This is a genomic window from Streptomyces sp. NPDC059456 (genome assembly GCF_042750055.1).
GTDB lineage: Bacteria > Actinomycetota > Actinomycetes > Streptomycetales > Streptomycetaceae > Streptomyces.
The window spans coordinates 1-23025 of record NZ_JBHYVA010000007.1; the positions used below are offsets into that span (position 1 = coordinate 1).

The following is a 23025-nucleotide window of genomic DNA, read 5'->3' on the forward strand; positions in this document are numbered from 1 at the left end:
ACCCCCGTCCTCGGGCGGCGTCAGCTCAGTGCCGGGACCGCGAGAGGCCCCCGGGCGTCGGCGGGGGCTCCGGTTTCCCGTCCCCTCACCAACCCTCCAGCGCCCACTCTGCCAAGCCCCGGAGCACCGCGCATTGGCCTGGCGTGCACAGTGTCTTGACGGAGAGTCGCCCCGCCGCCCGCGCCCCGGGGCCCCGGCCTGTTGCGCGGGCCGCCACGGCCGGTGTAAACCCGTGATTATGCTGCCCGAAAGGACGTTCCGCAGCGCGGAACTCGCGCCCGCCGACCGTTTCGAGAGCTGGCGGGCCCTGATGTCGGAGACGCATGCGCCCATGGAGATGCGCAGTGAGCACGCCGCCGACTTCTGGGTGAACCAGCGCGTCATCTCGCTCGGCGGAATCACGGTCTATCCGATGGAATGCCGTCCCCTGACCTTCCAGCGCACACCGAAGCTGATAGCGAGGTCGGACCCCGAGGCGTTCCACCTCTCGCTGATCAAACGCGGGGCCGGCGCGGTAACGCTGGGCAAGGACACCGTGGTGCATGGTGTGTTCGACATCCACACCAGTGACACGTCACGGCCGTTCGAGATCAGTTCCGGCCCGCATTCCGTCGAGATCATCGGGGTCGAGGTACCCAAGGCGCTGCTGCCGCTCCCCCCGCACACCGCTGGCCGGGTCATCGGCAAGCGCATCTCGGCCCGCGAGGGAATGGGGGCCCTGCTGGCCACCTTCCTCGACCAGGTGACCAAGGACAGCCGGTCCTACCGGCCGGCCGAAGGCCCGCGCCTGAGCGGCGTACTGGCCGATCTCGTCGCCTCGCTCTTCGCCGGCGTCCTCGAAGCGGACCGGTCCTTGACCCCGGAGACGCACCGCCGAGCCCTGGCGCTCCGCGTGATGGCCTTCATCCGGGACAACGCCGACGATCCGTTGCTGGACGTCCCCGCGATCGCCGCCGCCCACCACATCTCCGTCAGCTATCTCCACCGGGTGTTCCAGCAGGAGGGGGACGGGACGACGGTCGCGGCCTTCCTTCAGGGCCAGCGGCTCGCGCGGGCACGCCAGGACCTGGCGGACCCGCTGCACCAAGAGGTGCCCGTGCACGTCATCGGCGCCCGGCGGGGCTTCCGGCACGCGTCCGCGTTCAGCCGGGCGTTTCGCGAGGCCTACGGTCTGCCGCCCGCGGCCTTCCGCGGGCAGGTTCGGGCGGAAGACCGGGCCGGGGCGGACGCCTCCTAGGCCGTGCTTTCGGATACGACCGCGCCGGTGACCGGCTGGCGGTCGCGGATCGTGCGGCCGATGAGCGGGGCGCTCAGGGCGGGCCGGTCGACGGCCTTGCTCGTCTGCAGCAGCACCCCGCCGGTCCGCCACCGGACGGGCCGGTTCTCCACCGTCTTGGCACCGGCGAGGACGCGGGCCACGTACGGCTGCCGGATGCTGATGCCGCGGATCCAGTCGCGCTCGGGCAGGGTCGAGGCGCTCATGGGGCCCGCCCCCACACGCTGGTGCCCGGACGGCCGGCCCGGCGGCCGTTGATGGACGGCACCGTGACGTGCTGCCGCGCCGCGAGGAGCGCCAGGCCTGTGTGCTCGCCGTCGTACAGGGCAGCGTCGGCGGCCCGTTGCAGCAGGCTCAGGTCTCGGGAGCTGACCGCGTGCGGGGTCGTGGCGCCGACCGAGGCTCTGACGTCGACCGTACGGCCGTCTTCCAGGACGACCGGGGTGTGCAGCATCCGGACCAACTGCGCGAGGCGCTGCTCCAGGCACCCGGCGGACAGCTCCAAGACGACGGCGAACTCGTCGCCTCCGAGCCGGCCGACGGATGCGCGCGGGCCAGCCCAGTCGGTGAGCCGGGCGGCGGTCGCGGCCAGGACCGCGTCCCCGGCCGCGTGGCCCAGGGTGTCGTTCACGGCCTTGAAGTGGTCCTGGTCGACCAGCACCACGGCCACGTCGTCGTGCCGGGCAAGGAGCCGGCGGGCGCGGGGGGTGTAGGAGTCGCGGCGCAGCAGGCGTGTCAGCGGGTCCCGCTTCGTCGCGGCGAGCCGCCGGTGAAGCGCGAGGGCGTGGAGGGTCCAGCCGGTCAGGGGGAGGGCCGCTGTGGTCAGTAAGAGGGTGCGCTGCCCGATCCGGGCCTGAACGCGGGTGCGGGGCGACATACTTGGGTTCTCCGTCTCGTCTTGATGTACGGGATGGTTGGACCCGGGACAGGCGAACTGGTTTGGACGCCGATGTGCGTCTGTCCCGGGGTAGATCTACAGCTCGAAGGGCTGGCGGGTGACCCAGCTGTACGGGCTCTTCCAGGGGCTGGCCTTCGCGGCGGGCCAGTCGAGCTCCCAGCCCGCCCGGTATCCGCAGGCGCCCCAGCCGTCCGGCCGCCCATAGGGGATTTCGAGGCCAGCCTCGGCCGCGGCGCGGGCGGCGACGTAGACCTCGTGCGCGGCCCCAATGGCGGCGCTGCAGCTGTCGCCCGGCCGGTGAAGACGTGCACGCCGCTGTGACTGATTCCCAATCGTTTTTGTCAAGGTCACGGAGTCCTGTGTGGACCTTGAGAGGGTCTGAGCGGAGGGAGCGGGCCGGCAGCACCGAACTCCGTTGTCAGAGATCTGTTGGACAATCCGTTCCGTCAGCCTGCACAGCAGCAGGGAGACCCGCAGCGGCAGGCTCGGTGCGGGTCTGAAGGGCATGAGGAGGACGGGTTGGAAGACCAACGGGCAGCGGATGATCTCACCCCGCGCCTTGATGAGCTGGCGGCCGGACTCTCGGATCCGGAGTGCGACCTCGACGACCTTGCAGAGATCGAAGAGGAGCTCGTAGCCGCCCGGCGGCGGGATCTGATTCCGTACCTGGAACAACATCTCGCGGCAGCTGTGGAGGCGAGCAACTGGTACGCCCGTCATGTGATCGCTCGGATTCTGGCCGAGACTGCCGGACACACGTCCTTTGTCGCCCTGTTGCGGGCCTACTCCCGCAATCTGGGTGACGACCAGGACTCTCTCTCGACGACGCTCTATGTACTCGCGCAGGAGCACCCGGCCGCCGCGCGCGAAATCCTCCTACCGTGCGCCGTGAGCGACGATGAGGACCTTCGCAGGGCGGCGATCTGGCTGCTCGGCTTCGTCCCCGAACCCGCTGATCTCAACCTGCTGGCCCACGCCGCGCAGGACTCGGACGAAGGAATCCGCAGCGCGGTCGTGGGCACACTCGGCAGTCACGGGACAGAGCAGGCGGCCGTCGACCTGCTGTTGAACCTGCTGGACGATCCTTCCCCGCAGGTGCGCATCTCTGCCCTCAGCTCCCTCGGCTTCCTTCAGCAGCCCAGAACCCTGTTGAAGATCCGCTTGCTCGCGAACGACGAGAACCCCCGCGTTCGAGCCTGGGTCGCGATCGCGTTGGGCCGCTTTCCCGCCCTAGAGCACGCAGACCCCGCGACCTCGGCCGTGCTCGACCAGCTGGCAGCAGACGCTGACCCGTATGTTCGTGACCAGGCATCCGAGGCACGTCAGCGCAAGCCCCTCCGCAGCTGACGAGGCGTGCGCTTCATGCGGCGCTGGCCAGGCCCAGTTGCGGTGGCTGGGCTGTCCATTGGCGTTGGTCGCGGATGAGGGCCCCGAGAACGTCGAGGCGACGGCGGGCGAGCGCGAGAATCGCCTGTTTGTGGCTCTTACCTTCGGCGCGTTTGCGGTCGTAGAAGGTCTTTGACGTGGGGCAGAAGCGGGCGGCGATCTGGGCGGAGAGGCAGAAGACGCGCAGGAGTCTGCGGTGGTAGCGGTGGGGTCGGCACATGTTGCCGCTGATGCGACCGGAGTCCCGTGGGACCGGTGCGAGTCCGGCGACTCCGGCGAGGCGGCCCGCGCTGCCGAAGGCGTCCATGTCACCGCCGGTGCAGGCGATGAACTCCGCCCCCAGCAACGGGCCCATGCCGGGCATGCTGAGGACCACGTCCGCGTCGCGATGTTCACGGAAACGGGCCGCAATCTGCGCGTCGATGCCAGCGATCTCATCGTCCAGAGCCAGAACTGCCCTGGCCAGGCTGTTGACCACAGCCGCGGCAGTGCTCTCTCCGGCCACAGCGGTGTGCTGGGCCTGGGCCGCGGCGACAGCCGCATCTGCCATGGCCTGGGCGCCACGGACTTCGCGGTTCTTCAGCCAGGTCGCGAGCCGACTCGGACCGACCCGGCGTAGACCAGCCGGTGTTTGGTAGCCGGTCAGTAGGACAAGTGCCGCCTTGGAGGCGGCATAATCGAAGGCCCGCTCGAGAGCAGGGAAGTACTCCAGGAGCTGGGCTCGCATCCGGTTGATGGCGCGGGTGCGGTCAGCTGCGAGGTCGTAACGGCGGGCGGTGAGGATCTTCAGGTCCACCGCGATCTCGTCCCACTCCTGCAGAGGCTGCAGGTCCCGGCGCATCCGTGCCTGGTCGGCGATGACGTAGGCGTCCTTCGCGTCGGTCTTGCCGTCTCCGCGGTAGCCACGGGAGGCGTGGTGGACAGTGCTGCCAGGAATGTAGAGCAGCCGCTGAACATGACCAGTGAGCAGAGCGATCAGAAGTGCGCCCCCGCCGGCGTTCAGGTCAACGGCCCAGGTCACGGGGCCGTCCTCTGCCAGCGCAAGGACGTCGCCTATCAGCTCCAGGAGGTCGGGTTCGTTGTTGGGCACCCGGCGCGAGAGCACCTTCGTCCCGTCCGTGTCGATCACCGTGCAGTGATGCGCGGCTTTGCCGGCATCCGTCCCCGCCCAGAGCTCGGGCACCCGAGCCTCCTTCGTCGATCGGTTGACTGGTCCCTGCAGACGACCACGCCGACGTGTCCTTACGAGGCGATCTCTGTTCGCTTATCCCAATGAGTGGCCGTGTCGTCGCGGGGCACTGGGCGGCCAATCAGTCAAATCCACAACCACGGCATGAGCGCGCTAAAGCCACGCCCAGGCCCCCGGGTCTCCCGATCGTACGAAGGACCGGAATCAACCCGCCAACAAGGTAAGGAGCGCTTCAGCCGGCCGATCGAGCGCGGGGCATACGTTCGTTCGAATCTGGCACGATGCACGTCATCGCCTTGGGGCGGCCAACGTCCATCCGAGGCGAGAAGGAACTTTGATCTCTGGCTACCAGCGGCGTCTGCGAGAGCAGTTCTGTCTGTCCCTGTCGTTGCGCCGCCTGTCCCGTGGCACCCGGTCTCGAACGGGCTCATCCCCATCGGTGGCCTGCTCGGCATCGGCTTCGCTTTCGCTCCCGATGATCGCCGCGACCTGGTCATGGTTGTCTCCGTCGACGGCCACGGGCTCTTCGACTCCGTCACCGGCGAGAAGATCGCCCGGGACCGTGACCCTGACCCCGACGACAGCACCCCGGACGCAGTGCCAGATCTCTCCTGCCCAGGGCTCGGCCCCATCGCCTCGACCCGAGTACGCATCTCGGGACTCTTCGGAGGCGGCCTGCACACCACCACCGAGGACGGCTGGACCCTGGAGGTCGTCAGCCCCGAGTGGCCGCACGACCGCGTCCTGCTGTCCGCAGACGGAGGCATCCCCCACAACAGACCGCACGCCGACGGCTGGTGGCACATCTTCGACTCCAACTACTCCGAACTGAGAGCCGTCGGCTTCTCGCCGTCCGGACGCACCCTCGCGGTCGCCACCAGCAGCGACCTGACCCTCTGGACCCGCCCGGCGCCCGACACTGAACGCTCGGCCGGCCAACTCGGCCGCTCACCGGCCAGCTGAAGCGCTCAGTCACAGCCGCGCAGGCCCGGCGACTGCATGTTCCGTATCGGGACGTCCACCTCGAAGTAGTCCTTCGCTATGACGTCCAGCTCCTCTCGTGCTCGCGGTGGTGAGGGACCACCGCGGCCGTACCGGCCCCGGCCGGTTCGGCTGGGGGCGGGGCGGCACGGAGGACCATCACTCAAGCGCGGTCGGGACCTCGTAGACGTCGATGACGTCCCGTCCGCCGGACCAGGTGCCGGGGGCGTGGCGGATGTAGACGATGTGCAGCGGGGAGCCGTCGCGGGCGGCGACGTCGTACTCGTGGACCAGGTGCTTCTTGAGGGCGGAGCGGACGGCCGGGGCCACGGACCGGATGGGCAGCCGGGACGGGAACGGGAGGAACCGGTTGCCGTTGACGGTGGTGTACTGCAGGGCCTGGCGCGGCCAGTAGCGGGCGGCGTTCATCGCACCGTGGTCGCGCAGGGCCTGGGTGTGGGCGGCGTAGTACGTCTTCGCGGTCGCGGACATGGGCATGAGCGGGTCTCCTTCGGCGTCGGATCAGAAGTCGAGGTCGAGCCGGATCGTGATGGGGGTGCGGCGGTCGCCGTACTCTCGGCGCGGGTCGTGGACGGTTCGGCGGTGCGCGGCGAGGCTGGCCGCGCCGCCCTGGACGGGGATGCGGCACTCCCCGCAGCCGGTCCACCAGACATCACCGGCCGGGAGTGCGGCCGCTGTGAGCGGGTGGGGGTACGGGCCGGCGGCGGCGCGGCTCGCTGTTCGTCACCAGCAGCGGCACGGAGCTCGTCGAGGCGGGCCGCGGCGGCGGCGAGCTCGGCGGCGAGACGGGAGAGACCGGCGGCCGGCTCAGTGACGGCCCCAGACAGCAGGAGCCCGGCGGCGAACGTCCGGGACTGGGCGGCCAGCTTAATGGCGAGGCCGGCCAGTACGAGGAGCGTTCCCTCGGGCGCTTCCTCGGGCTGGGGGTCAGGCCCGGACGGGACGGGCTGATCGGAGTGGGTCACATTGCCTCCGCGAGAACGTCGTCCTGGTCGCGGCCGGTGTTGGGGCCGTGGACGGTGCAGACGATGTCCTCGCTGTCGTCCAGCTCACCGGCCAGTGTGCGGCCCAGGCAGGTGACGCTGTACGCGGGCGCCCAGGCGTAGCCGGTGCATTCGTCGTCGTGGGGGCAGGGCAGCGCACCCCGCCGCGGCCGCCGCCGCGCTCGCGGTGTCGTTCGGCATGCCCGCCATCGCGGTCATGGTCTCCGCCCCGGTCTCGATGTGCATGGAGCGCCAGGGCCCGCGGCCGGCGAACCGGACCATGCCGGACGACACCGTCCGCGCGGGGCGAACGGGCCGAGCAGGCCCCGGAACGGCGGTCCACCCCCGCGCCGGCGGGGAGCACGCAGTGTTGGTCATGCCGGACTCCACAACGTCCGGTTTACCCTCGCGTCGGCAGGGAGGTCGGAAGCAACGTTGGTGCTCTGTCGGAGCACGGCGGATGGAATAGGTCTCGGCCGCGTTTAAGGGCAGGGAACTGCCGCGCCATGACACCGCGGTGCTGATCGCGCGAGCGATCGGTGGCAACTGCCTTGAGGGGGAGTGCGCCGAACGGTGGGAGCAGGCGCGTCGGCGGCGGATCGCGGCGCGGGATGCCAAACGACGAAGGGCAGCCCAAGGGCAGCCCAGAAGAGGTCGTCTTTCCCGCCGTGGGAGCCCAGGAGGGTTCAGGTACACGTGGCTGTGATCACGGCGATCCTCCAGGTCATGATTGCACTCTTCTTCATCATCAGGGGATGACGCGGTGCCCCCCCCGTACACGCGGGGACGGTCCCCGCCAAGAAGACATGGGCTGATCCTCGGCGGAGCAGAAGGCTCTGAACGGCAGGGATTACGCGGCGGCGTTTCCAGTGGAAAGGGTCCGCTGAAGCCACGGCCAACTCGGGATCGGCCGAGCACCTGGCCGTGCCCGGCCGATCTGTCCTGCTTGTGGCCGCCGGCCCACCGGGCGCCTGCGGCTGGGGGCCGCGTCGCGCACGATCGTCAGCAGCCGTTGGTGGTCCGCCGGCAGCGCGTCCGGACCGAGGTCGGCGGCACGGGCCGGGATCAGCAGCACCGACCGGCCGCCCACCCGGGCCTCCGGCGGCGTCGGCGCGAGCGACAGATACTCCCCGAAGCCCAATCCTGTTGCGACCAGGGGTGTGCCGGCGCATCTGGAACGCGGTGGACTCGTGGTCGCGATCGTTCTTCTGATCCTGCCCCTACCGTCTACGCGGCACGAGTCCGGTTTCGAAGGCGGTGATCGCCAGGTGGACGCGGTCCCGAGCCTCGAGCTTGGCGAACAGACGCGCGACATGGGTCTTCGCGGTCGCCGCGCTGATCACCAGCCGCTCGGCTATCTCAGTGTTCGACAGTCCCTGTCCGACCAGTGCCAGCACCTCGCGCTCCCGGTCGGTGATCCCCGCGATGGGACTCGAGTCCGCGGCGGGCCCGGCGTCCGGTTCGGGGGCCGCGGGGCCGGACGTTCCGGCGAAGTCCGCGATCAGCCGTCGGGTCACGCTCGGTGCGATCAGCGCGTCACCCGCGGCCACCACGCGGATCGCTTCCAGGATCGCGTCCAGGGCCATGCTCTTGAGCAGGAATCCGCTGGCCCCGGCGCGCAGTGCGCCGTAGACGTACTCGTCGTGGTCGAAGGTCGTCAGCACCAAGACCTTGGGCGGGTCCGGCTCGGCGGCCGCCTGTCGGGTCGCCTCGATCCCGTCCATGCCCGGCATCCGGATGTCCATCACCACGACGTCCGGCCGCAGTTCACGCACCAGGCGCACCGCCTCGCGGCCGTCGCCGGCCTGGCCGACCACCTCCAGGTCGTCGGTGTCGCCGATCAGCATCGCGAGCCCGAGCCGCATCAGCGGCTGGTCGTCGACCAGCAGCACCCGCACGCTCATGCCGGGAGCCTCGCCGTCACGCGGAATCCGCCCTCCGGACGCCGGTCGGCGCTGAACTGGCCGGACAGCAACGTCACCCGCTCGCGCATGCCGAGCAGGCCGAAGCCGCTCCCGCCGGCCGCGGAGTGCCTCGGACGGCCGGGCCCGCCGCGACCGTCGTCCCCGTCGTCCACCACCTCGATCGTCACTCCTTCCGGCTCGTAACCGACCGCGACCCGGCACGTCCGCGCCCCGGAATGCCGCACCACGTTCGTCACCGACTCCTGGATGATCCGGAACGCCGACAGTTCGATCTCCGGCGGCAGCGAACGCCGCTCGCCCCGCCAGGTCACATGAACCCGCACTCCGGCGCCGGCCGTGCGTTCGGCGAGCTGCGGGACGTCGGCCAGGCTGCCGGCCGGCGCCAGCGGAGCGGCCTGCGGCATGGCGTCGTCGGGTTCGGCGCGGCGGAGCGCCCCGAGCATGCGCTGCAGCTCGAGCAGCGTCTCCCGGCTGGTGGTCTCGATGCCGCACAGCGCCTGCCGCGTCTGCTCGGGCTTGGTCTGAACGACCCGCGCCGCCGCTCCCGACAGCACCGTGATGATCCCGATGCTGTGCGCGACGCTGTCGTGCAGCTCGCGGGCGATCCGCAGCCGCTCGGCCATGACGACGCGGGCCGCGGTCTGCTCCTGCAGGGCTTCGCGGTATTCACGGCGTTTGCGATACACCCCCCCGAAGACCCACGCGACCGCGAACCACAACGCGAACTGCCCGGCCCACTGGGCCGCGTCGCCGACGTTCTGCCCGCTGATGTGGATGTCGTTGAGGAACGCGGCCGCGACGGCCGCGACGGAGCCGACGGCGGCAGCCTTGGGCCGCCGGACGGCGAGGTACCCGCCCAAGCCGACGAGCAGCACGAACACGATCAAGGGCCGCGCGCCGAAGGCATCGCCGAGGACTGCTTCGCCCAGGACCGCCGCGAAGACCGCCGCCGGCAGACGGCGCACCAGCAGAACCGGCAGGGCGAGCACGACGCAGAGACCGAGCATCTGGAAGGGCTCGAGGTCGGGGAACCGGAACAGGCCTTCGTAGTGCGCCCAATCAGTGGGCAGCATCGTCAAGGCGAGAACCAGCGCGTACAAGCAGGCGGTGGCCAGCACCACGGCCTGTGACATCAGCCAGGTCACGCGCTTCGACGTCGAGAGACGCTGGAGAAGCTGTTCCATACAGAGATCGTATTCAGGCGCGTCGGCTCTGCGCGTCGCCCCGGGGATGTACGCCTGATACGCCCCCGGGCCGATGGCCTGGGAAGAGGTGACATCCGTCGGCCGACGCGGTGGATCGTGGTCCGTTCCTAGTGCAGCGCCGCGATGATCCTTCGGGGGTTCATGCGGCTTTGAGTGGGCTGCCGTCGTAGGCCCAGCGGTAGGGCTTGGCGTCGTGTTGGTCGTAAGCCAAGACGAAGGTGGCGCTCGACGATTCCGGCGAAGGGAACCCCGCGCCGCACGACATAACCCCGGCGGATGACTCCGGTACCTCGCGGGGGCTACGAACGACACCAGAATGTTTGCATCCGTGGGCCGATTCGATACGGAGCTGCGGAACCTAGCGTCGATCCCATGAAACTCAATCGCCGTATCAGCGCTGTCGCGGTGCTGGCGCTCGCGTCCCTCGTCACCGGAACCGGCGCCGGGTTCGCCGCCACGACCACACCGGTGGCCACGCACGCGTTCGACACCGCACCGGCCACGGCCACCGCGCCCACGCGGACCTTCCAAGGCACGCTCCCCGCGCCGACCGGCCCCTACGCCGCCGGCGAGGACGTCATCCACCTCACCGACGCGCACCGGCCTGACCCGTGGGTGCCGTCATCCGGCCCCCGCCAACTGGCCGTCACGATGGTCTACCCGGCCGTCCCCGGGACCGGGACTCCGGCCCCTTACATGACCCTCGCCGAGGCAGCCGGACACATCCAGCACGGGAAGATACCGGCGAGCTCCGGCATCACCCCACAGAGTCTTTCCAGCATCACCACTCACGCCTTCGACGGCGCGCGGCCGCAGCGCGGCAAGTATCCGCTGGTGGTCCTCTCACCCGGGTTCGGGGACCCGCGCATGGTGCTCACCTCGCTCGCGACCGACCTGGCCAGTCACGGCTACGTCGTCGCGCTCGTCGGCCACACCTACGAGGACAGCGGCGAAACGCTGGAGAACGGCCAGACGCCGCCGTGCGCGATCTGCGATGACCCGACGCGGATCGACTCCGTCCCCGCCAGCCGCGCGTTGGACGTGTCCTTCGTGATCGACCAGTTGACGCACGGCAATACCGCGTGGCGCCTGGCACACCTCATCGACAAGCACGAGATCGGGATGGCGGGACACTCCATCGGCGGAGCGTCGGCCGCCACCACGATGATCGCCGATCCGCGAGTACGGGCCGGAGTGAACATGGACGGCTCCTTCCATCCGGCCCCGATGCCCGGCCAGATCAACCGGCCGTTCCTCATGCTGGGTGCGGCCGCCTACCACTCGGCCGGCGGTGGCGACAACTGGGGGCAGGCCTGGGCCGCCCTCGGCGGCTACAAGAAGTGGCTGGCGGTCACCGGCGCCAACCACCCCAGCTTCACCGACGTGGACCTGCTCGAGGAGGAGGCCGGGTTCCCGACGCCGCCCCTCGACCCCGAACGTGGAATCGTGATCACGCGTGAGTACGTGACAGCGTTCCTCGACCAGACGTTGAAGGGGATCCACCGTCCGCTGCTGGACGGCCCCTCGCCGAACAATCCGGAAGTACTCTTCCAGGACTAGGTCCTGTCCGGCGGACCATGTGACGGTCGCCTCGTGGGAGGGTCATTGTTCGGTTTGTGGGGCGGGGCGATCTGACGCATGACGAGTGGGCGCGACTTGCGCCCCATCTGCCGAAGTCCGCAGGCCGGGGCGGGCGTTGGAGTGACCACCGAACAGTGATCAACGGGATCTTGTTCCGGATCCGCACAGGAGTCCCTTGGCGGGATCTGCCGAACCGGTTCGGGAGCTGGAAAACCGCCTATGAGCGTCACCGTCGGTGGTCGGCGGACGGCACCCGGGATCGGATCGTGCAAGCCGGCCAGGCCGATGCCGACGCCCGGGGCCAGATCGACTGGAGCATGGTGAGCGTGGACTCCACCTCGTGCCGAGCCCATCAGCACGCTGCCGGAGCTCCGCGCAGGACGCCGCGAGTTCCCAAGCGCAGATCAACACCTCGGCAGCACCGCCCCGACGAAGGACTCGGCCGTTCGCGGGGCGGCCTGACCTCCAAGATCCACCTTGCCGGGGAAGGCGGTCTCCGCCCTCTGTCGCTGCTGATCACTCCTGGTCAGTGGGGCGACAGCCCGCATCTGACCCCAGTCCTCGAACGCATCCGGGTAAAGCGCCTCGGCGGTGGGCATCCACGCACTCGTCCCGACCACTTGGGCGGCGATAAGGCATACAGGGCACGCCGTATCGCCGTTACCTACGCAGACGCCAGATCAAACACACCATCCCGGAACCGAAGGACCAGCGAGCCAACCGCAGGCGCCGAGGAAGCCGAGGAGGCCGGCCAGCGGGCTTTGACAAGGAGAGACACAAGCGCCGCAACGAGGTCGAGCGCACGATCAACCGGCTCAAGCACTTCCGCGCCGCACCTACGCGCTACGACAAGCGCCCCCACGTCTTCCGCGGCACTGCCACCGGGGCATCCCTCCGACTGTGGCTCAGGCCGTGATCGGGCGGATAAAACGGTGGCTGCCTGATTCGCTTCCCTGCCACGATCTGCGGGTGACCACGTTGTTCCTGATGGTCGGCCTCCCAGGGGCCGGAAAGACCACACGGGCTCGGCAGCTCGCCGCAGAGCACGGCGCGCTGCGCCTGACGCCCGACGACTGGATGATCCCCCTGTTCGGCGAGGCGGAGGCGGACGGGAAGCGCGACGTGCTGGAGGGGCGCATGCTCTGGCTCGCCCTGGAGGCGGTCAGACTGGGCACCAACGTCGTCGTGGACTACGGCTGCTGGTCACGGGACGAACGGTCCGCGATCCGCTGGCTCGTGGAGGCCGAGGGGGCGTGCTTCCGCATGGTCTACCTGCCGGTGGACGAGGAGACCCAACGCGCCCGGATCGCCAACCGCTGGGCGACCACCCCCGAGGAGACGTTGCCGATGTCCGAGGCCGACATCCTGCACGGGCGCGCGCATTTCGAGGAGCCCGACGCGGCGGAGCTGGAGGCCCGCGGGGACGCCAGCCCGCCGCCCGGGTGGGTCGTCTGGCGGGAGTGGGCCGTCGACCGGTGGCCGTCGTTCGAGTGACTGCTGCGGCCCACGGCAGCTCAGCCGTTCTGGGCGTGCCTGTACCAGCCCGAGATGATCCGCCGACAGCCCCTAGGGCGTTTCCTTCGGATCCGGCAGGGCTCGGGAGGCGGCGCCCAGGGACTCGCTGTAGAGCCGGTCATCGCAGGTTGGCCCTCGGAGAAGACGTGCTGCGCAGTGTGGGCGGCGGGACGAAGGGTGGGACGTGCGCGGGATGGACGCGGTGGCGGCACTTGCCGAGCTCATGCCGGTGACTGGCGGGGTCGACGAGCAGGTCGACTGGCGCGAGGTCGAGGCAGCCTGGGGGACCCGGTTCCCCTCGGACTACGTCCGCTTCATGGAGGTGTACGGATCGGGGGTGATCAGCGACGGGATCAGCATCCTGCTGCCTTCACTGCGGGCCGACGGGTACCCCTACACGGCAGGCCCCGGTCTGCAGGACGAGACGGAGATCGCCCGCGAGGCCTGGGAGATGTGCCGCGACGAGGCCGACTTCGACGTGGACCCCGAGTCCATCGTGGCGTGGGGCGTGACGTCGGGCGCGGACATCTACTGCTGGGTGACTACGGACGACGACCCGGATCGATGGCCGGTCCTGATGTACGGGAGGTGCACCGACGACATGCAGTTGTTCCCTCTTGGTATGGCCGAGTTCCTTCATCGGCTCCTGGGCGACGCGGTGTTTCGAGAAGGAAAGATCAACATTGTCCTGCAGGACGAGGTGTCCTTCGTCAACTGGCGGAACGAGTAGGCCATCTTTTCGGATCACCTCGCTGACCAGATGAAGATGGCGGCGAAGTGGAGTCCGGCGAGGAAAGATGGTGGCGGTCTTGTCGTAGCGAGTGGCCAGGCCACGCCACTGCTTGGGCTTGTTGATGCAGCGTTCGACCGTGTTCCGCTGCTGTAGGCCTCCCGGTCGAACGCAGGCGGCCGACCGCCGCGCCGGCCGAGCCGCTTGCGGTTGGCGGCCTGGTCGGCCGGCTGCGGGATCACCGCTCGGATCCCGCGCCGCCGCCGGTGGCGGCGGGTCGCCCGGGACGAATAGGCCTTGTCCGCCAGGAGCTCGTCCGGCGTGACCCTGGGGCGGCCGATCGGCCGGGGCACCCGTAATCGGGCCATGACCTGCTCGAATGCTGGTGCGTCACCGGCCTGCCCGGGCGTGATGACGAATGCGAGTGGTCGGCAGCGGCCGTCGGCTGCGAGGTGGATCTTGGTGGTCAGTCCGCCGCGGGACCGCCCGAGGGCATGGTTGCTCGGCTCGCCGGCCGGGGCCCCCAGACAGTCGCCCTCGGCCGGTGACGGGAAGTCAGCGCGTGGCTGCGGCCGTACCTGTCGCCGCGCTGGCGCCGGCGCGGCCGCGGTACGAGGTCGTCGGCAGCCGCGCACAGCAGCGCACGGTGCGTGTCTACTGCCTCCCAGGAGCTGGGCAGGCTCATCAATGAAGGCCTCAGTTGCCGCCAGGCGTGCCTGTCAGGCAGGTGGCCGACGAGCCCAGGGCTGGACGCACGGTTCCAAGAATGCCTTAGCTCATTCCTCACGGCCGAGGTCGGCGCCCATTATGTGAAGGTGAACCGGGGATTCAAATGCCTTGAGAGAATCAGCGACGCGGCCCTCCAACCGACTCAGTTCGCTGCGGACTACCGGAAAATCGTCGGGGATCAGCATCTCCCGATTTATGCAGCTTTCATCGCAATTGCAGTCAACTACTTGGCGGAGGTGCGGGATCTTATGCCGGACTACGCAGAGGCATCCGGGCAGGGGCGGCGCCGCGACCCGGTCACCGTCTACGGGAACGTGGGTGCCATCCACAGCCAGGTGAACCACAGCAGCATCTCCGTGGCCAACACGGTCACCAACATCGGCGCCACCATCCAAGCTGTCGCAGACCGCGGGGAAACCGGTGTCGCCGAGGCCATCCGCGCTCTGGCTGAAGCCGTTCAGCGCGACCCCGGGCTCGCTGAGGATCTACGCGCTCAACTTCTCGATCACGTCGCGGATGTCGCCGACGCCGCGGCCGCACCGGAGGAGCCCCGCAGGCTCAGCCGCGCCAGGGCTGCCCTGGCCGCGATATCTGCCGCAGCCGGCACATCGTCGCAGCTGGCTCAGGCTATCGGCACGTGGCACGACGCCCTCGGCCAGTTCTTCTAAATGCATTTCGAGGCCCCCGGCTGGCAGAGAGCCGAGGGAGTGGCCGGTGCCGAGCTGGTGGTGGGAGGGCTGGTAGGGCAGGTACTGGCCGGTGCCGAGGCAGTGGACGGCGGCGCCGTCCTCGTAACCGATCCGGCGGGCCCGCTCCCGCATCTTGGTGAGGTCGCGCATTGCCCAGCTGTAGTCCGGGCAGGCAGTCCTACTACGCTCCTGGTCTATGTCGCGGCCAAGCGCCGGGTGTTGGACCCCTATGCCACTCCGGAGGAACGGCGGGTAGCCCTTGCATACGCGGTCAAGGAGTCGCGCCACGCCGCCGCGCTGCGGACCCAACCGAACGTCGTGACCGTCCACGCCGTGGTCGAGGACGACGACGGGAGCCCGTGGACGGTGATGGACCTGGTCCCCGGACGGTCCCTGGCGCGGGCGCTGGCTGCCGGAGACCGCTTCGGACCGGACCAGGTGGCGCGGATCGGCCGGCAGGTGGCGGAGGCCTTGGAGGCCGCGCACGCGCCATGGGGCCGCAAAGGTGTCCTCATGCGACGGGCTTGGTTTGTGCAGGTCAGGCCAGCGTGCGTGGTTCGGGGACAGTGCGATGCGATGCGGTCGGTGTCACTGGGATGAGTCGGCCTGTTCAACCGGGACGCGGCGCAGCAGGCATTCAAAAGTCGATCCGGCTGTGCTTTTGAAGCACTGGCCCTTGCCTGGTCGGTGGGGGTGCTGAAGCTGTTCGGGTCTTCCAGGGGGTGGTTGCGGAGTCGGAGGGGTTTGAACCCGCGGACTGGGGGAGGCAGGCCCGCACGGTATCGATTGGGACGACGGCTTTGCCCGTTCCACTCCGGTGGCGGTAGCAATCACGTGGGCATCGTGGTGGAGTGATTGCTCAGTTGGGGTCAGGCAAGCACCGGCGTTCTGGAGCATCCATGAAGGCGAAGCCGAAGATCGGACCGATTCACGACACTGCCTTTTTCAATGATATTCAGGCGGTGTTCGAAAAGTATCCAGATGTCGCAAAAGACTACTCTATTGGGTATATCAGTGGGGTAGTTGAGTACGTCGCCCGGTCGCCCCGTGAGCATGAGGGGCCGCCTGAAGAAGAAGGGTGCTTCAGGTGGGCGTGGCGGGCCGATGAATGGGTTTGTGTCACGTACCGCATGACGGTCCCGAGCTAGGCTGTTTCTTAGCGATCACCTCGCGGCCCAGATGTGGATGGCCGCGAGGTGGAGCGCAGCCTGGTAGACGGTGGCGGTCTTGTCGTAGCGAGTGGCGAGTCCGCGCCACTGTTTGAACTTGTTGATGCAGCGTTCGACGGTGTTCCGCTGCTTGTAGGCGGTCTTGTCGAAGGCCGGCGGCTGTCCGCCTTTGCTGCCGAGTCGTCTGCGGTTGGCGATCTGGTCGGCCGGCTGCGGGATAACGGCTCGGATCCTGCGTTTACGCAGGTGCTCGCGGATCGCGCGGGACGAATACGCCTTGTCGGCCAGCACGGCCACGGCGCGGGTTCGCGGCCTGCCCTTCGGTCTCGTCACCCGGATCGACGCCATGACTTGGGCGAACACGGGTGCGTCACCGGCCTGGCCGGGAGTGAGGACAAACGCGAGCGGGCGGCAGCGGCCGTCGGCGGCGAGGCGGATCTTCGCGGTCAGCCCGCCGCGGGACCGTCCGAGGGCATGGTCGGCCGGCTCGCCGGCCGGAGCCCCCTTTGACGGGCCCCGACAGCGTGCTGGTGGGCACGGACGATCGTGGAGTCGACGGCGACAACCCAGTCGAGGTTCTCCTCCGTGTCGGCCTGGGCCAGCAGGGCGGCGAAGACGCGTCGCCAGGTGCCGTCGATGGCCCACATCCGTAGCCTGCTGTGGCGCCCTTCCCGGACCCGAACTGCTCGGGCAGGTCCATCCGCGGTGTCCCGGTGCGGTATTTGAACGCGGTCGCGTCGATCACCTGCCGGTGATCACGCCACCGCCCACCCCGCCGAGGCGTTCGGTCCGGCAGCAAGGGCTCGATCCGCGCCCACTGCGCGTCAGCCAACGACACACATCAACCAACGATCAGATGATCGGTAAGAAACGGCCTAGTCGGTGATGGCCGCCTTGACCACTGCCTCGACACGGGTGCGCTGCTGTGCGGGGGTGGCCAGGGTGGCGGGTCGCAGGGTGTAGGCCATCCGGCGGTGTTGTTCGGTGCTCGCGAAGACTCCGCTGGTCCAGCCGCCGCTGGAGCCGGTCTTGCCCCAGACCTTGGTGCCGTTTAGTTCGATTCCCATCAGCCCGCCGGCGCTGAAGCAGGCCGCGGGTGTGGGGCAGCTGGTGTTCTCGGGGCCACTGGGTACAGCGGGTACTTCGAAAAGGTGCCGCTGCTGGGCCGGAGGGAGGAGCCGCCCATCCAACAGGGCCCGCAGGAACGTGTCGAGGTCGGCTGCTGAGGACGTCAGCCCGCCTTCCGCCCAGGCCCAGGCGATCGACGGGTCGTCGGAGAGCGCTGTGCTGCGCAGGTTCAGCGGGCGCAGGAGCCGCCGGTCCAGCTCACGGGCGAAGGGGCGGCCGGTGACCTGCTCCACGAGCAGCCCGGCGACGAAGCTGTTCAACCCGTTGTACTGCTGGACGGTTCCTGGGGCCGGGGTACGGCCGGGGCGGGCTGCGGCGTCCGCTTCGAAGGAGGCGGCCACCACTCCGTGCGGGTCGAGCGGAGCCCGGACCGGACGGGGCAGGTCGCTGGTGTGGTCCAGGAGCTGGCGTACCGTCACGCTGGCGTAGCTGGCCGGGATCAGCTCGGGCAGGTGGCGGCGGATCGGCTCGTCGATGCCGATCCGGTGCTCGGCGACCAGCTGGAGCACGAGGGCGTCGGTGAAGATCTTGGTCAAGCTGCCCACCGGGAATCGTGCGCCCGCCTCCACTGGCCCGGCCACTCCGGTGTAAGGGGTGCGCATGCCCTGGCTGGCCACCCGTACCAGGGCCGCGTCCGTCACCCCGTCGGGCAGCGTGGCCAGCAGCGTCCTCACCGCGGCCGCGTCGCGGGTGTCGGGAAAGTGATGGGACGCGAGCACGCTGGGCGCGGCCGTGGCCATGGGGGCGGCAAGAGCGGTGGCGAGTGCCGTCAGCGCCACGCAGGTGACGGCGAGACGGCGGGCGGCGCGGGGACGAGTGGTCATCGGTGGCTCCTGGGAACGAGGTGGGCGCTCGGGTCAGCGCGGTACCCGCGCCGGGAACAACCATCGCCCCGGCAGCGCCCGTTGGTCGTCGGTGATCACCCTGAGCTGCCCCGGACCGCACCCCGATCCCCCTCCGGGTACGGGCGGGGATCGGCTCCGAGGACCTCGGCATGATCCGGAAGAGAGCCTCGGCTTGGGGCGGACTCGGGTGCATGAACGATGACGAGACAGCCCGACGTCCTGCGTGAGGCCATCGATGCCTGTCTGAGCAAGGTTGACGCCGAGGGTCTCGACTCCGATGACCTCGCGTAGCCCCTTGTGAACGCGCTGTGCGAAGCCAGAAAGCGGCAGGCCGCCGGGTCCTATCCGCGCCTGGGCAGGTGAGGGCCCCTCCAAGACTACGGAGGGGCCCTCAGGTGCGTCTGCGCCCGAGGGCGGCGGCGACTTGGGGCACTCGCGCGTCCGGCGTGGTGCGCTGCGGCATGCGGCCTTTGGTGCCGGGGGTGCGGCCTTTGTACTGGGTGGAGCGTCCACGCGAACCGGAGCAGCAGCCGGTTCTCCTCCTCACCCTCGTCGGGCGCTTCGCCGATCATCAGCGACGGCTGTATGCGATGTGCCGCTTTCATGTCAGTGGTTGATGTCAGTGACATGGCGTCAGGGACTGTTGCTGTGCTGGTGGAGGCGGTACTCGGGTTCGGCTCACTGATATGGGGCGGTGCTTTGGGGTGGGGACGCTGGCATGGGGCGGCAGGAGCGCAGGTCGGGCACGGACACAAACCGGCACATCGCAGCACGGACTGTGCCCTCCGTCAGGCCCAGACGGACAGCGACCTGGCGTGCGCCTGGGCGGCGGGTGCCGGTCATCCAGCACTGACCTGAACTGCGGAAACGCACGGCATGGCGCCTTGCCGAACACCGCGCGCCGCCTCGGTGCGTGTGAGGCTCCGGGCCGCCGGGGCTGCCGGAATGCCATGCCAAACGGAGGATCAGATCCACAAGCTCGAGTGTTCACCGCTACGGCCCATCGCGACAGCTTCCGCACGGCGTCCTGGTCGTCCACGTCGTGATCACGATCAAAAAGTCAGCCATGGGGGCGACGTACCCACCCCTGTCCCGTACACCGACATCTGCGCGCGGCGGGCCGCTCCAGAGCGGTGGTCACCGCGTCCGCCATCCTCCGCTGGGGACCAATCGGGCCGGGTGGGCCGGGTGGCCCACCACCGATCGACGGTCCCTGCCGACGACCTTAGATTTCGCTGGAGAGGGGGGATCGCTCTCCTGACGAAAGGCCTGCTCGATCATGATTCGTGGTTGGCGAACAGCGGTCTCCTGCGCCCTGCTGCTATTGATGTCCGGGCCTCCGGCCTCGGCCTCGGCGGCGGCCGAGAACCCACCTGCTTCCCTCAAGGTGATGACCCGCAACCTCTATCTGGGAGCCGACCTCACACCAGTCTTCACGGCAGGCAGTCCACAGGCCCTCGTCGCCGCCGTGACCACAGCGTTCGCGGGCGTCCGTGCCACGAACTTCTCGGAGCGCGCCAAGGCACTCGCCGACGAGATCGCCGGGGCCGACCCGCACCTCGTGGGCCTGCAGGAGGCCGTGCTGTGGCGCAGCCAGACACCGGCCCAGCCGGGCAGCGCCACCCACGTCGAGTACGACTTCCTGCAGATCCTGATCGACGAGCTCGCTCTGCGCGGCAAGCACTACGCCGCCGTGGCCACCGCCACCACCGGCGACCACGAAGCCCCCAGTCCACACCCAGCGGCCTTCAGGACATCCGCCTCACCGACCGCGACGTACTTCTGGCCCGCACCGACCTGCCCGCCAAGGTGTTTCAGGTCGGCCACGCCCAAGCGCAGCAGTTCACGGCCCGCGTGACGCTCAACAACCCCGTCCTCGGCCCCATTGCTGTTCCGCAGGGCTGGGCCGCGGTCGACGCCACCGTACGCGGCCGCACCACCCGGGTGGTCAACACCCACCTGGAGCCCCTCAGCCCCGCCGTTCAGCAGGCCCAGGCCGCTGAACTCCTCGCCGGCCCGCTCGACACGACACTGCCCACGGTGCTGCTCGGCGACCTCAACTCGGCTGCCGGAGGCGTGGGCGCCGTACCCGGCAGGACCGACACGCCGACCTACGGACAGCTCCTGGCCGCCGGGTTCAGCGACGCCTGGACCGCCCGGCACCGCAAGGACCCCGGATTCACCTGCTGCCAGGCCGCCGACCTCCGCAACATCGCATCCACCCTCAGCCAGCGCATCGACTACGTGGTCTTCCGTAACGGGATCAAGGCTGTGTCGACCCACCGGGTCGGCGCCGAGCAGGCCGACCGCACCCCTTCGGGACTGTGGCCCTCCGACCACGCCGGCGTCTGGAGCCTGCTCCGGATCCACTGAATCGACGTGGACCCGATGCTGATCCGGAGACCGTCTGCGGACCAGTGGAGTTGCTCCGGTCCGGTAGGCACGGACGGCCTGTGCCGTATCGGGAGGTTGCCGACAAGGGACCATGTCGGCTGGCTTCGGCAGGCCACGCCGAGAGCCCCGTCTTGTGGCGGCATGGACGAAGAGCGCCCACATGGGTTGCTTTCCTGTCCACAAGACGGAGAAGCCCCTGATGTTCCGGAAGAATCTCCAAGAGAAGGCTTCATCCCTCGGCCGCCGGGAGCGTGCTGCGCGGTGGAGCTGGTGTACGCGGCCGGAGTGGGGCGGGGGGCCTTCCTGGAAGTGGGTGCTGGGTTCCCGGGGAGGAAGTGGGGGCCCGGCACCGCGGGGGAGCCGGGGGATGGCTCGGTGCAGCATCGAGCCCAACGGCCCGGGTGCTGAAACGTTACGGCGCCCTCGTTCAGTAGGCAGGCGGGTGATCAGCGCCCCGTCTCATTTGATCTTGCCGATGGTCGAGGCCATGACGTGGGCTGAGGCAAGGACGGATGCGACAGGGCTTCTGTGCAGTCTCAGCTGACGTTGTCGCTCACGAGCGTTCGAAATGGGTTGTCTCACTTGAAGTTGTCGGCCTGTCGGCTTTCCTACCGAGGTCCCGGTCTCGTCCCGGGCTTTGCGGTTCGGACGGTGTACGCCTCCGGGCGCACAACCGAGCGGTGCCGCGTGCGCTACGACGGGCCGACCGGGGTGCCTGGGTCGGCGGTTGTAGGGGTGCGCGACGCTGACGTGATGTCGCTTTCCCCTGTTCCTGCGGAGCCGGTAACGCCGGATCCGGTGCGTGTGGTTGCGGACACGCTGCTCACTCAGTCCTGGCTCCCGAGACCAACGTGCGGCTCTACTCGGTGGACGGGCACGGCCGACGTGGCGTGGTGTTCCGCTCGCTGGAGGCCTCGCGGCTGCTGCCGGTGGCCGTCGCCCGCAGTGCTTTCCGGATGCCCTACATGTGGGCCCGGATGGCGATCCGCCGTGACGCGGACACCATCAGCTACACCAGTTGGCGGCGCTGGCCGGGGCCGCGCGGGGCACGCTGCCGGATCGGGGTGCGGGTCGGCGAGCGGATCGAGGAGCCGACTGCCCTCGAACACTTCCTGACCGCCCGTTGGGGCATGCACAACGCCTTCTTCGGCCGACCGGTGTATCTGCCCAATACCCACCCGCGCTGGCCGCTGCATCGGGCCGAACTCGTGCATTGTGAGGATGAGTTGGTGGCCGCGGCGGGGCTGCCGTCGCCGACCGGGCCGCCGGTGAGCGTGTTGTACAAGGGCAGCCGGAATACGCCAGAAACGTGCCGTAGGGATCAACCCCGACGGCGGGCGGCGGGGTCGCACTCAGCGACGCGCCGGGCGACCGCGTCGACGCCGGGGCGAGCGTAGCGTTCCAGGGACCTTACGGAGGCGTGGCGGGAGCGGGCCAGCAGCATCGGCGTGGACGTGCCGTTCTCCGCGTCGCGCGTCAACGCACTGTGCCTGAGCTGGTGCAATGTCCATCCCGCCAGGTCCTCGACGTCCTCGGGCCGGGCAAGCGGGTTCGCCAGCAGCCGGGTGGACTCCTCGAAGATCTCCTCCCCCCGGCGGTAGGAGAGCCGGGCCCGGCTGGTCTCCTCGCACACGTCCAGCGTCGCGGTTCCAACTGGGGACTTGCGACCGGTCAGGAACAGGGGCCCGCGGATGCGGCCGGCGATCAGGCGGGGCAGGAGCTGGGCCGTGCCGGACTGCCAGTGGATCCACTCGGTCGCGCCGCCCTTGGCGGTGATCTTGCCGCGCTTGTCCTGCGGGTACAGGTCCTCCACGTTCAGGCACAGGACCTCGTCGGCCCGTGCGGCGGACTCGTAGAGCATCTTCCAGAACGTCTTCTCACGCAGTGAGACGTCCAGGCGCCACAGGGCAGCGATCTGATTCTCCGCTAGGGCCTTGGTGCGGTCCGGCGGCGCCGGCCGCCGCTCGATGCCGATCGTGGGATCGCCTTCAATCCAGCCCTGGCGCTGCCACCAGCCGATCGCCTTGCGCGCGATGGACAGCTCGCGGTTGACGGTGCCGGCGTCCATCTCGTCCGCCCGCGCCGCCGCCGGTTCGGCCAGCACCTCCGGCAGCGCCGGGTCGTCGATCGCCGCGACGAGGAAGACGGGCGGCTTTGCGCCCCGGCGGGCGGCTCCGGTCGGCGCGGGTTCGCCGGTGAACATCCACCCCCACGTCGTCAGCGAGATCCGGTAGATCCGCGCGGAGGACTTCGCGATGCCCGCGCCGGTGAGATACCGCTCGACCGCCGCGGTGTACGACGCCGGCGGGGCGGACAGCGGCACCACCCGGGCGCGCGGCAACCGAAGCACGCCCCCGGCCCCGAGTTCGGTCACTGGTTCG

Annotated in this window: 19 protein-coding genes and 4 pseudogenes; 12 read left to right on the forward strand and 11 right to left on the reverse strand. The window is 69.5% G+C overall.

Features of this window, described 5'->3' with window-relative positions; genetic code table 11:
• Window positions 1-238 precede the first annotated feature (238 nt).
• The gene (locus ACFXA3_RS01730) at window positions 239-1237 is read left to right on the forward strand and encodes an AraC family transcriptional regulator (protein WP_385180439.1); all 999 of its coding nucleotides are present in this window, start codon (window positions 239-241) and stop codon (window positions 1235-1237) included.
• Here ACFXA3_RS01730 and ACFXA3_RS01735 read toward each other — a convergent pair.
• The 3 genes from ACFXA3_RS01735 to ACFXA3_RS01745 all read right to left on the reverse strand — a co-directional run bounded on the left by ACFXA3_RS01735 (window position 1234) and on the right by ACFXA3_RS01745 (window position 2519).
• Window positions 1234-1482: a hypothetical protein gene (locus tag ACFXA3_RS01735; RefSeq protein WP_385180442.1), complete on the reverse strand. Its 249-nt coding sequence runs from the start codon at window positions 1480-1482 to the stop codon at window positions 1234-1236. The two genes, ACFXA3_RS01730 and ACFXA3_RS01735, sit on opposite strands and share 4 nt — an antisense overlap.
• A complete protein-coding gene (locus ACFXA3_RS01740) occupies window positions 1479-2153 on the reverse strand; it encodes a GGDEF domain-containing protein (RefSeq protein WP_385180445.1) in 675 nt (224 codons plus the stop codon). Before ACFXA3_RS01740 ends, ACFXA3_RS01735 begins: the two co-directional genes overlap by 4 nt.
• A gap of 96 nt (window positions 2154-2249) precedes the next feature.
• Window positions 2250-2519: a hypothetical protein gene (locus ACFXA3_RS01745; RefSeq protein WP_385180448.1), complete on the reverse strand. Its 270-nt coding sequence runs from the start codon at window positions 2517-2519 to the stop codon at window positions 2250-2252.
• Between the two features lie 174 nt (window positions 2520-2693).
• On the opposite strand from ACFXA3_RS01745, the gene ACFXA3_RS01750 reads away from it, so the two are divergent.
• Entirely contained in the window at window positions 2694-3521 is an 828-nt protein-coding gene (locus tag ACFXA3_RS01750; RefSeq protein ID WP_385180451.1) for a HEAT repeat domain-containing protein, read from the forward strand.
• A 13-nt stretch (window positions 3522-3534) separates the two neighbouring features.
• Here the strand turns inward: ACFXA3_RS01750 and ACFXA3_RS01755 are convergent, their stop codons facing one another.
• Entirely contained in the window at window positions 3535-4743 is a 1209-nt protein-coding gene (locus ACFXA3_RS01755; protein ID WP_385180454.1) for an IS110 family transposase, read from the reverse strand.
• Between the two features lie 340 nt (window positions 4744-5083).
• Here ACFXA3_RS01755 and ACFXA3_RS01760 point away from each other — a divergent pair.
• Window positions 5084-5712, forward strand: a pseudogene (locus ACFXA3_RS01760) (hypothetical protein).
• 177 nt (window positions 5713-5889) lie between these two features.
• On the opposite strand, the gene ACFXA3_RS01765 reads toward ACFXA3_RS01760, so the two are convergent.
• From ACFXA3_RS01765 to ACFXA3_RS01775, 3 genes are all read right to left on the reverse strand, one after another.
• Window positions 5890-6228 (reverse strand): hypothetical protein, encoded by a 339-nt coding sequence (locus ACFXA3_RS01765; RefSeq protein ID WP_385180456.1) that lies wholly within the window; start codon window positions 6226-6228, stop codon window positions 5890-5892.
• A 1726-nt stretch (window positions 6229-7954) separates the two neighbouring features.
• Entirely contained in the window at window positions 7955-8638 is a 684-nt protein-coding gene (locus ACFXA3_RS01770) for a response regulator (RefSeq protein ID WP_385180458.1), read from the reverse strand.
• A complete protein-coding gene (locus tag ACFXA3_RS01775; protein WP_385180460.1) occupies window positions 8635-9843 on the reverse strand; it encodes a sensor histidine kinase in 1209 nt (402 codons plus the stop codon). Before ACFXA3_RS01775 ends, ACFXA3_RS01770 begins: the two co-directional genes overlap by 4 nt.
• Window positions 9844-10236: 393 nt before the next feature.
• Between ACFXA3_RS01775 and ACFXA3_RS01780 the strand changes: the two genes are divergently transcribed.
• The 4 genes from ACFXA3_RS01780 to ACFXA3_RS01795 all read left to right on the forward strand — a co-directional run bounded on the left by ACFXA3_RS01780 (window position 10237) and on the right by ACFXA3_RS01795 (window position 13690).
• Entirely contained in the window at window positions 10237-11424 is a 1188-nt protein-coding gene (locus ACFXA3_RS01780; protein ID WP_385180463.1) for an alpha/beta hydrolase family protein, read from the forward strand.
• Window positions 11425-11480: 56 nt separating this feature from the next.
• A protein-coding gene (locus ACFXA3_RS01785; RefSeq protein ID WP_385180465.1) for an IS5 family transposase occupies window positions 11481-12361 on the forward strand; the annotation gives its coding sequence in 2 pieces (ribosomal slippage) (window positions 11481-12099 and window positions 12099-12361; 882 coding nt in all).
• A gap of 53 nt (window positions 12362-12414) precedes the next feature.
• Entirely contained in the window at window positions 12415-12939 is a 525-nt protein-coding gene (locus tag ACFXA3_RS01790) for an AAA family ATPase (RefSeq protein WP_385180468.1), read from the forward strand.
• Window positions 12940-13153: 214 nt separating this feature from the next.
• Complete coding sequence (locus tag ACFXA3_RS01795) at window positions 13154-13690, forward strand: SMI1/KNR4 family protein (RefSeq protein WP_385180516.1); 537 nt, start codon at window positions 13154-13156, stop codon at window positions 13688-13690.
• Window positions 13691-13704: 14 nt separating this feature from the next.
• Here ACFXA3_RS01795 and ACFXA3_RS01800 read toward each other — a convergent pair.
• Window positions 13705-14181: pseudogene (locus ACFXA3_RS01800) on the reverse strand (IS5 family transposase); the annotation flags it as partial.
• Window positions 14182-14505: 324 nt separating this feature from the next.
• On the opposite strand from ACFXA3_RS01800, the gene ACFXA3_RS01805 reads away from it, so the two are divergent.
• Together ACFXA3_RS01805 and ACFXA3_RS01810 are read left to right on the forward strand one after the other, a co-directional pair.
• A complete protein-coding gene (locus tag ACFXA3_RS01805; RefSeq protein WP_385180469.1) occupies window positions 14506-15087 on the forward strand; it encodes a hypothetical protein in 582 nt (193 codons plus the stop codon).
• Window positions 15088-15708 (forward strand): hypothetical protein, encoded by a 621-nt coding sequence (locus ACFXA3_RS01810; protein ID WP_385180471.1) that lies wholly within the window; start codon window positions 15088-15090, stop codon window positions 15706-15708. It begins immediately after the preceding gene.
• 563 nt (window positions 15709-16271) lie between these two features.
• Here the strand turns inward: ACFXA3_RS01810 and ACFXA3_RS01815 are convergent.
• Both ACFXA3_RS01815 and ACFXA3_RS01820 read right to left on the reverse strand, forming a co-directional pair.
• Window positions 16272-17115: pseudogene (locus tag ACFXA3_RS01815) on the reverse strand (IS5 family transposase).
• 37 nt (window positions 17116-17152) lie between these two features.
• Window positions 17153-18229: a serine hydrolase domain-containing protein gene (locus tag ACFXA3_RS01820; protein ID WP_385180473.1), complete on the reverse strand. Its 1077-nt coding sequence runs from the start codon at window positions 18227-18229 to the stop codon at window positions 17153-17155.
• Between the two features lie 1411 nt (window positions 18230-19640).
• On the opposite strand from ACFXA3_RS01820, the gene ACFXA3_RS01825 reads away from it, so the two are divergent.
• The 3 genes and pseudogenes from ACFXA3_RS01825 to ACFXA3_RS01835 form a co-directional block, all read left to right on the forward strand.
• Window positions 19641-20108: a hypothetical protein gene (locus tag ACFXA3_RS01825; protein ID WP_385180475.1), complete on the forward strand. Its 468-nt coding sequence runs from the start codon at window positions 19641-19643 to the stop codon at window positions 20106-20108.
• The gene (locus ACFXA3_RS01830) at window positions 20105-20623 is read left to right on the forward strand and encodes an endonuclease/exonuclease/phosphatase family protein (RefSeq protein ID WP_385180478.1); all 519 of its coding nucleotides are present in this window, start codon (window positions 20105-20107) and stop codon (window positions 20621-20623) included. The genes ACFXA3_RS01825 and ACFXA3_RS01830 overlap by 4 nt, the downstream gene beginning before the upstream one ends.
• An 860-nt stretch (window positions 20624-21483) precedes the next feature.
• Window positions 21484-22041: pseudogene (locus ACFXA3_RS01835) on the forward strand (YqjF family protein); the annotation flags it as partial.
• On the opposite strand, the gene ACFXA3_RS01840 reads toward ACFXA3_RS01835, so the two are convergent.
• Window positions 21966-23018: a tyrosine-type recombinase/integrase gene (locus ACFXA3_RS01840; RefSeq protein WP_385180480.1), complete on the reverse strand. Its 1053-nt coding sequence runs from the start codon at window positions 23016-23018 to the stop codon at window positions 21966-21968. The pseudogene ACFXA3_RS01835 and the gene ACFXA3_RS01840 overlap by 76 nt on opposite strands.
• Window positions 23019-23025: the final 7 nt, after the last annotated feature.

Coding starts and splice junctions, on each gene's coding strand:
- ACFXA3_RS01730 (WP_385180439.1), top strand. CDS start 239: ATGCTGCCCGAAAGGACGTTCCGCAGCGCGGAACTCGCGCCCGCCGAC.
- ACFXA3_RS01735 (WP_385180442.1), bottom strand. CDS start 1,482: ATGAGCGCCTCGACCCTGCCCGAGCGCGACTGGATCCGCGGCATCAGC.
- ACFXA3_RS01740 (WP_385180445.1), bottom strand. CDS start 2,153: ATGTCGCCCCGCACCCGCGTTCAGGCCCGGATCGGGCAGCGCACCCTC.
- ACFXA3_RS01765 (WP_385180456.1), bottom strand. CDS start 6,228: ATGCCCATGTCCGCGACCGCGAAGACGTACTACGCCGCCCACACCCAG.
- ACFXA3_RS01770 (WP_385180458.1), bottom strand. CDS start 8,638: ATGAGCGTGCGGGTGCTGCTGGTCGACGACCAGCCGCTGATGCGGCTC.
- ACFXA3_RS01775 (WP_385180460.1), bottom strand. CDS start 9,843: ATGGAACAGCTTCTCCAGCGTCTCTCGACGTCGAAGCGCGTGACCTGG.
- ACFXA3_RS01780 (WP_385180463.1), top strand. CDS start 10,237: ATGAAACTCAATCGCCGTATCAGCGCTGTCGCGGTGCTGGCGCTCGCG.
- ACFXA3_RS01795 (WP_385180516.1), top strand. CDS start 13,154: ATGGACGCGGTGGCGGCACTTGCCGAGCTCATGCCGGTGACTGGCGGG.
- ACFXA3_RS01810 (WP_385180471.1), top strand. CDS start 15,088: ATGCATTTCGAGGCCCCCGGCTGGCAGAGAGCCGAGGGAGTGGCCGGT.
- ACFXA3_RS01820 (WP_385180473.1), bottom strand. CDS start 18,229: ATGACCACTCGTCCCCGCGCCGCCCGCCGTCTCGCCGTCACCTGCGTG.
- ACFXA3_RS01825 (WP_385180475.1), top strand. CDS start 19,641: ATGACCCGCAACCTCTATCTGGGAGCCGACCTCACACCAGTCTTCACG.